Source organism: Deltaproteobacteria bacterium (assembly GCA_009929795.1).
Taxonomy (GTDB): domain Bacteria; phylum Desulfobacterota; class Desulfovibrionia; order Desulfovibrionales; family Desulfomicrobiaceae; genus RZZR01.
In genome coordinates this window covers 1-7,325 of sequence record RZZR01000114.1, presented here as the reverse complement: position 1 = coordinate 7,325, position 7,325 = coordinate 1, and the positions used below count along the sequence as shown (strand labels likewise).

7 protein-coding genes are annotated in these 7,325 nt (G+C 59.5%); 3 read left to right on the top strand and 4 right to left on the bottom strand.

Annotated elements, in window-relative coordinates; translation table 11 throughout:
- Both EOM25_10825 and EOM25_10820 read right to left on the bottom strand, forming a co-directional pair.
- Window positions 1–327: C4-dicarboxylate ABC transporter substrate-binding protein (locus tag EOM25_10825; GenBank protein NCC25669.1), on the bottom strand; the 327-nt coding region annotated here is incomplete at its 3' end.
- Between the two features lie 173 nt (window positions 328–500).
- The gene (locus EOM25_10820; protein ID NCC25668.1) at window positions 501–1,595 is read right to left on the bottom strand and encodes an L-asparaginase 1; all 1,095 of its coding nucleotides are present in this window, start codon (window positions 1,593–1,595) and stop codon (window positions 501–503) included.
- A gap of 138 nt (window positions 1,596–1,733) precedes the next feature.
- Here EOM25_10820 and cls point away from each other — a divergent pair, with 138 nt between their 5' ends.
- Genes cls through EOM25_10805 form a run of 3 tightly spaced genes read left to right on the top strand, consistent with a single transcriptional unit; the run spans window position 1,734 to window position 4,494 of the window.
- A complete protein-coding gene (gene cls, locus EOM25_10815) occupies window positions 1,734–3,158 on the top strand; it encodes a cardiolipin synthase (protein ID NCC25667.1) in 1,425 nt (474 codons plus the stop codon).
- Between the two features lie 17 nt (window positions 3,159–3,175).
- Window positions 3,176–4,048 carry a hypothetical protein gene (locus EOM25_10810; protein ID NCC25666.1) on the top strand — a complete coding sequence of 291 codons (873 nt, stop codon included), beginning with the start codon at window positions 3,176–3,178 and terminating at the stop codon, window positions 4,046–4,048.
- 23 nt (window positions 4,049–4,071) lie between these two features.
- Window positions 4,072–4,494, top strand: a complete 423-nt coding sequence (locus tag EOM25_10805; protein ID NCC25665.1) for a DMT family transporter — start codon at window positions 4,072–4,074, stop codon at window positions 4,492–4,494.
- 81 nt (window positions 4,495–4,575) lie between these two features.
- Here EOM25_10805 and groL read toward each other — a convergent pair whose 3' ends face one another.
- Window positions 4,576–6,216 carry a chaperonin GroEL gene (gene groL / locus EOM25_10800; protein ID NCC25664.1) on the bottom strand — a complete coding sequence of 547 codons (1,641 nt, stop codon included), beginning with the start codon at window positions 6,214–6,216 and terminating at the stop codon, window positions 4,576–4,578.
- Between the two features lie 55 nt (window positions 6,217–6,271).
- Window positions 6,272–6,562, bottom strand: coding sequence for a co-chaperone GroES (locus tag EOM25_10795; protein ID NCC25663.1), 291 nt, complete (start codon window positions 6,560–6,562; stop codon window positions 6,272–6,274).
- Between the last annotated feature and the right edge of the window lie 763 nt (window positions 6,563–7,325).

Here is a 7,325-nt window from a genome sequence, read left to right as displayed (position 1 = left end):
GGGAAGTTCGACGGCACTGCTGACCGGGAAGACGCCGGGTTGGTAGGCCAGGCCTACGCAGCCGATGTCGGTCTGACCCATCTGGACGCCCCGGAACATATCCTTGGCACCAAGGAGGGTTCCACCTGGGAAGGTCTGTACGGCGATCCGGCCTTCGGTTCGATTTTCGACCTCGACCTTCCAGCGTTCCATCTGGACACAGGGAAAGGTCGAGGCCGGGGGAAAGTTGGCGTATCGGAGCTGGGTAACATCTCCGGCGGACATGGCCGGGGCCGGGAACGAGGCAACGAGGGCCACAAGTAGGAAAAGTAGGGCTGTTCTGGACATGGGGTCTCCTTGGACGGACTTGTTTTTGGACGACTCGTTTTCGGAACAAAAAAAGGCCGCCGGCTTTTCGCCTGCGGCCTTGGGTGACGGAAGTATCCGGTGTTTATTAGCACCCGGCCGCAGGCAGCGAGAAAGGCCGCCACAAGTGGCGGATGGCCCGGGGAGAGTGCAGATCATGGCGCATGGGTGTCTTTCAATCTCAAAAGGTCGGGGATGTCAAGACGGTCTCCGAACTCGGTGACGGTCGTGTCCGGGGTCATCTCGCCCCGGAGATCGAATTGCAAGACGGTCTTGACTTGGTCGGGGGAAAGATCTCGGCTGAACAGGAGGATGAGCTTGGTCAGGGCGGCTTCGGCGGTCATGTCGCCGCCGCTGACAACCCCGGCCCGGGTCAGGGCCGATCCAGTGGCGTAGCCATGAGGTTCGACCCGGCCGCGCAGGCATTGGGAGCAGTTGACGATAACGGTTCCCCGGTCACAACCTTTTTTCAAGGCCTGGATGAACCGTTCGTTTCGAGACGGTCCGTTGCCTACTCCGAAGGTTTCGATGATCAGGCCCTTGAGGGGTCGATCCAGAATGTTCTCGACGAAATCAGCCGAGATGCCTGGAAAGAGTCGGAAGGCTCCGACCATGGCTTCAAGCATCGGAATGGTCTTCAATGGAGTGCCCGGTTCGGGGGCGGGGCGGATCAGATCGGATCGGAGACGGATATTCCGTCCAGCGGTTCCCAGATCCGGGAACCGGGGCGAGGCAAAGGCATCCAGAGCGTCGGCATCGACCTTCACACTTCTGCAGCCTCTGAGAATTCGTCCGCCGAAACAGATGCAGACCTCGGGCAGGTCATGGTTGGCGGCCAAGAACATGGAGGTGATGAGATTGTCACGGGCGTCATTGCGGACCTCGCACAAAGGAATCTGGGATCCGGTCAGGATCACCGGCTTGGCCAGTCCCTCGAGCATGAAGGCCAGGGCCGAGGCTGTGTAGGCCATGGTATCTGTGCCGTGGATGACCACGAACCCGTCATGATCAGCATAGTTCCGGGAGAGGCCCTGGACTATGCGATTCCAATCCCGGGGCCCCATCTCGGCCGAATCGAGGATGGGGTCGAATTCGTGGATGGAGTACTCGGGCATCAGGGGGTGACCGAGTTCGGACATGGTCGCCATTTGCTCGGCTAGAAAACCGGGTTCGGGGGCAAATCCACGGCTGGTACGACGCATTCCAATGGTTCCGCCGGTGGAGATGATGAGGATTCTCTTTCTTTTCATGATGGTGCCCGGATGGTCCGGTGCGGGGCCGAGGCTTGGCCTTTATTCCCCTTCGGAAATGAAGTATCAATAGAGAAAGCCGGGTCGGCAGGCAAGGCGGAGTCGCCGGCATGGATTCGAAGCAGGGAGCGTGGAACAATGTTCAGGGAATGGGCCTTCGTTGGTCATGAATGGGAACTGGTTCTCGGGCATGTGCTTTTGGTGGCCGGTTTTCTTTTTGCCGCGGCACTGGTGGGACACATCATTCGGCAGCGCAGGTCTCCATCGGGAACCATCGCCTGGCTGCTGGTGATTGTTCTTATGCCCTATGTGGGCGTGCCCCTGTACGTCATGTTCGGGGGGCGGAAGATGCGCAAGGAGGCTCACAAGAAGGCCAGGATCAAGCTCAAGGATCATGCCGGACCCCAGTCCCTGCCCAACGAGTCGATCCAGCTGGACCGCCTGCTCCAGACCTACGGTCTGCCTAGGGCCACCGAGGGGAACAATCTCCAACTCTGCCAGGACGGTGAAGAGGTCTTCAAACGGTTGAAGACCCTTATCGAAGGAGCCAGGGAGAGCGTGTCCGTGGCCACCTTTATCCTGGGCCGGGGGCCCGTGGGACGGGAGGTTTTGGCTCTTTTGACCAAGGCTGCGGCCCGAGGGGTTCGGGTTCGTCTTCTTCTGGACGATTTGGGCAACCTGCATCTACCCAAATTGCTCCTCCGCCCCCTGAAGGCTGCCGGAGGGGAGGTGGCCTTTTTCATGCCGGTCCTTCATTTGCCTTTTCGGGGGCAGGCCAATTTGCGAAACCACCGCAAGATTGTAGTCGTTGACGAAGAGACGGTTCTGGCTGGGGGGACGAATCTGGCCGAAGAATACATCGGTCCCCAGCCCATTGCCCATCGTTGGAAGGATTTGTCCTTTGTCCTGAGTGGGCCAGCCGTGCGCCACTATACAGAGATTTTCCGGCTGGACTGGATGTTCGCCGGAGGGTCCAATTTTGATCTCCGGAACCCGGACCATTCCGCAATTGACGCAGGACAAGCCGTGGTCCAGGTGGTTCCCAGTGGCCCGGATGTGGACGGGGATCCCTTCTACGACGCGGTCCTGTCTTCCATCTTCTCGGCCCGGGAGCGGTTCTGGGTGGTCACACCGTATTTCGTGCCCGATGATCCTCTGGCTCAGGCCATGCGCTTGGCCGCCCACCGGGGGGTGGACGTGCGGCTCATCGTGCCGGAACGATCCAACCATTTTCTGGCAGACGTGGCCCGATCCACGTACATGCGTGAGATCCAGGAGGCGGGGGCCCGGGTCATGGCCTACACCCCGGGCATGCTCCATGCCAAGGTTGTCATCCAGGACGAGGCTGTGGCCCAGGTGGGCTCGGCGAACATGGATATGCGCAGCCTGTTTTTGAACTACGAAGCCATGCTCCTAGTCTATTCACGGGAGGAAGTCCTGGCCGTGGAGGAATGGGTCAAAACCCAGGTTCTGGCCCATTGTCGGCCTTTGGAGCCTAGGGAGGCCGGCCCGGCCCGGGAGATGGCCGAAGGGTTGGTGCGGATGGTGGCCCCGTTGCTGTGATTCGGACAGTGTTTTTAATGATTTCTCGGGGTTTGCCCCTGGTCCTGATTCTCGTCCTCTGGCCGGACCCGGCCCTGGCCTGGGGGCCGGGCGTCCATCTGGCACTGGGCAACGAGCTCCTGACCGGGGCACTGGCCCTGTCGGCTCCGATCTACAAGATTATGCGAGGGTATCCGACGGCCTTTCTCTACGGAGCCCTGAGTGCGGACATCTTCATCGGCAAGGGCAGCCGGTTCAATCCAGGCCATAGCCACAACTGGGCCGTTGGTTTCCGTCTTCTGGACGAGGCCAGCGAGCCCTTTCTCCGGGCCTTTGCCCTGGGTTATCTCTCCCACTTGGGGGCGGACGTGGTGGCCCACAATTGCTTTGTGCCCAACATGCTCTGCTTCACGCCGGCCGGGGGCAAATTCAGCCACACCTATGTGGAGGCCCAGGCCGACATGAAGGTTCCCAGAGTGGCCGACCAGGCCCAATCTCTGTTCCGGCTGGGCCTGGGCGAGGCCGACAAGATTCTCCTGGAGGCAGTCGGAAAACGGCGGCTTCCTTTTGAGGTCCGTAAGCGCTTGTTCAGGGGAGGATTGTCCATTTTGGCAACCAAGTCGTGGAAGAACGGGCTGTGGCTGCTGAAAGGCCACCTGTCCACGGCCGGAGACGAATCCTTTCTGGCCGAGATGCTCGACTTGTCTCTGCGGTGTGTGGTGGATGTTTTGGAGGCCGGGCGAGGTTCGGACGTGGTCCGGCAGGATCCCATCGGCAGCCGGAATCTGAAGGCCATCAAATTGTTACGGCGCAAGCAGAGGTTCTCGCCCAGCGGAGGGAAAATCATGTATCCCCTTTTTCCCGTTCCGGCGGAGCTGGAGAATCTCGCCCTGCCAAGGAGAACGACGTGAAGACCACCCTGTTCCTGATAGCCATGGCTGTGACGGCCGGGTTCACCTTGCCCGCCCAGGCCGGGGTGAATGCTCGTTTGGCCGGATATCTGGGTTCTGCAGTCCTGGCCTCGACGGTTTCCTTTGCAGTGGGAACCCTGACCCTCATCGCGTACGTCTCAATCTGGACGGGATTCGGTCCGGGATGGGCGGCGGCGCGGTCCGCTCCGTGGTGGGTCTGGTTTGGGGGATGTCTGGGAGCCTTTTTCGTGGCCGCGGTGACATTTCTGGCCCCCAGGCTCGGGGCTACGGCCATGGTGGCCCTGGTGGTGGCCGGACAGATGAGCGCCTCACTGGCCTTGGACCATTTCGGTGTCCTCGGCTACCAGGCCAACCCGGTCAGCCTTTCCCGCATTCTGGGCGTGCTGTTCATCCTGATCGGAGTCTATTTGGTCCAGAACCGGTAATCCTTGCGCGACAACGAAAAAGGGGGCCGGGCTTTCCCGGCCCCCTTTTGGTTTCTCGGAGGGCGTATTTCGTCGATTCGACTAGTACATTCCGCCCATTCCGCCCATTCCGCCGCCCGGCATGGCGGGCATGTCCTTTTTATCTTCCGGCTTCTCGGCGATGGCGGCCTCGGTGGTCAGGAGCAGGGAGGCCACGGAAGCGGCATTCTGCAGGGCCGTGCGGGTGACCTTCTTGGGATCGATGACTCCGGCCTTGATCAGGTCCTCGAATTCGCTGGTGGCGGCGTTAAAGCCGAAGCTATCCTTGCCTTCGCGAATCTTGGCCACGACCACGGCACCCTCGAACCCGGTGTTCACGCAGATCTGGCGGAGGGGAGCCTCCAAGGCCCTGCGGACGGTTTCGACGCCGGCGGCCTCGTCGTCGTCGGCGGGCTTGATCTTCTCCAGGGCTTTTTCGGCCCGGAGGAGAGCGACGCCGCCGCCGGGGACGATTCCTTCCTCGACGGCTGCGCGAGTGGCGTTCAAGGCGTCCTCGACGCGGGCCTTCTTTTCCTTCATCTCGGTCTCGGTGGCGGCACCGACATTGATGACGGCCACGCCGCCGACGATCTTGGCCAGGCGTTCCTGGAGCTTTTCGCGGTCGTAGTCGGAGGATGTCTCGTCGATCTCGTTGCGGATCTGTTTGACCCGGGCCTTGATGGCCTCGGAATTGCCGGCGCCGTCAACGATGGTCGTGTTTTCCTTGTCGATGACCACGCGCTTGGCATTGCCCAGGTCGTCGAGGGTCAGACTCTCGAGCTTGATACCCAAATCCTCGGACACGACCTGGCCACCAGTCAGGGTGGCGATGTCCTGGAGCATGGCCTTGCGGCGCTCGCCAAAGCCGGGGGCCTTGACGGCGGCCACCTGCAGGGTGCCGCGGAGTTTGTTGACCACCAGGGTGGCCAGGGCCTCGCCCTCGACGTCCTCGGCGATGATGACCAGGGGCCGTCCGGCCTTGGCCACCTGCTCGAGCACGGGCAGAAGGTCTTTCATGTTGGAGACCTTTTTCTCGTTGATGAGGATCAGCGGATCCTCCATCTCGCAGGTCATCTTGTCGGCGTTGGTGACGAAGTAGGGGGAGAGGTAGCCGCGGTCGAACTGCATGCCCTCGACCACGTCCAGAGTGGTGTCGAAGCCCTTGGCCTCTTCCACGGTGATGACGCCTTCCTTGCCGACCTTGTTCATGGCCTCGGCAATGATGTTGCCGATGGTGGAATCGTTGTTGGCGGAGATGGTGCCGACCTGGGCGATTTCTTTCTGATCACGGGTGGGCTTGGCCAGCTTTTCGAGTTCGGCGACAACGGCCACGACGGCCTTGTCGACGCCACGCTTGATGGCCATGGGGTTGCGGCCGGCGGCCACGAGCTTGACGCCTTCGGCAAAGATGGACTGGGCCAGGATGGTGGCCGTGGTGGTACCGTCACCAGCGACATCGGAGGTCTTGGAAGCGACTTCCTTGACCATCTGGGCGCCCATGTTCTCGAACTTGTCTTCCAGCTCGATTTCCTTGGCCACGGTCACGCCGTCCTTGGTGATGACCGGAGAACCGAAGGACTTCTCGATGACCACGTTGCGGCCCTTGGGTCCCAGAGTGACCTTGACGGCATCGGCCAGGACGTCCACACCTTTTTTCAATTTTTCACGAGCCTTGGCGTCGAATAGAATGACTTTGGCAGCCATGTGTCTCTCCTTGTCTTGTATTTATGATTCTTGATTGAAACGGGCAGGACCGGAACTAGGCCTCGATGATGGCCAGAACGTCGTCCTCGCGCATGATGAGCTGCTCGGCACCATCGATCTTGATCTCGGTTCCGGCGTACTTATTGAAGATGACCTTGTCGCCAGCCTTGACGGTCATGGCGACCCGCTTTCCGTCGTCGGCGACCTTGCCGGGGCCAACGGCCAGAATTTCTCCCTTGATGGGCTTTTCCTTGGCGCTGTCGGGAATGATGATTCCGCCCTTGGTCTTTTCTTCTTCCTCGAGACGCTTGACCAGGATCCGGTCGTGCAAAGGTTTCAGTTTCATGTCTACCTCCGATTTTTATGATTGTGCGAGTGGATTGTTAGCACTCGTTGGCCATGAGTGCTAACAAGTCGGCATGATAGGCATGGATCGAATAAAGGCAAAGACTGAAATCAACGATAAAATCGATCTGTAATTGATTAAACAAGATCATATCATTTATAGTTAATTATTCTTATAAAAATTCAAATATACTCACAAAATCTCAATATTTCTAATTTTTGAAATGGTCATGGCCGTTGGAACACTGTCGGCCAACCCTGTCGCCCGACGAATCCGGAACAGGTCGCTAAAGAAAACGGCCAGAACGGTGATTCCGTCCGGGCCGTTTTCCTCTCAGGCCGATTGCCCAAGTTTCAATATCTCAAAGTCCGAGTGTTTCCAGTCGTATTCCCCGATCATGCGATGTCGTCGTTCGAGGTGCGTTATCGAAAGACCTAAATCAGAAGATTGGGGCAGTCCTTCTCAAGACGAAGTGCTCCGGGTCCACTATTTCCTTGGCTGTCTTTTGCACATCACTCGGACAGTCAGGACAGATGAGCCTGTAGTCCCCGGGCGTTAGACATCCCAGGGCGCACCAATAACAGGCCCAGGATTTAGCGATGAGGGAAGGAACCCGGCCCGCGCTGTAGTGGGCGATATAGGATTCGCGGACATTTTCATCCACGGGCATGGCGGCATGTATGACTTCGAGGCCAGCTGTGTCGGGGGCGATGCCGAATGTTTGGGAGAAGACGTATTCCTCGGCCCAGGAGGGGGTGTTGTC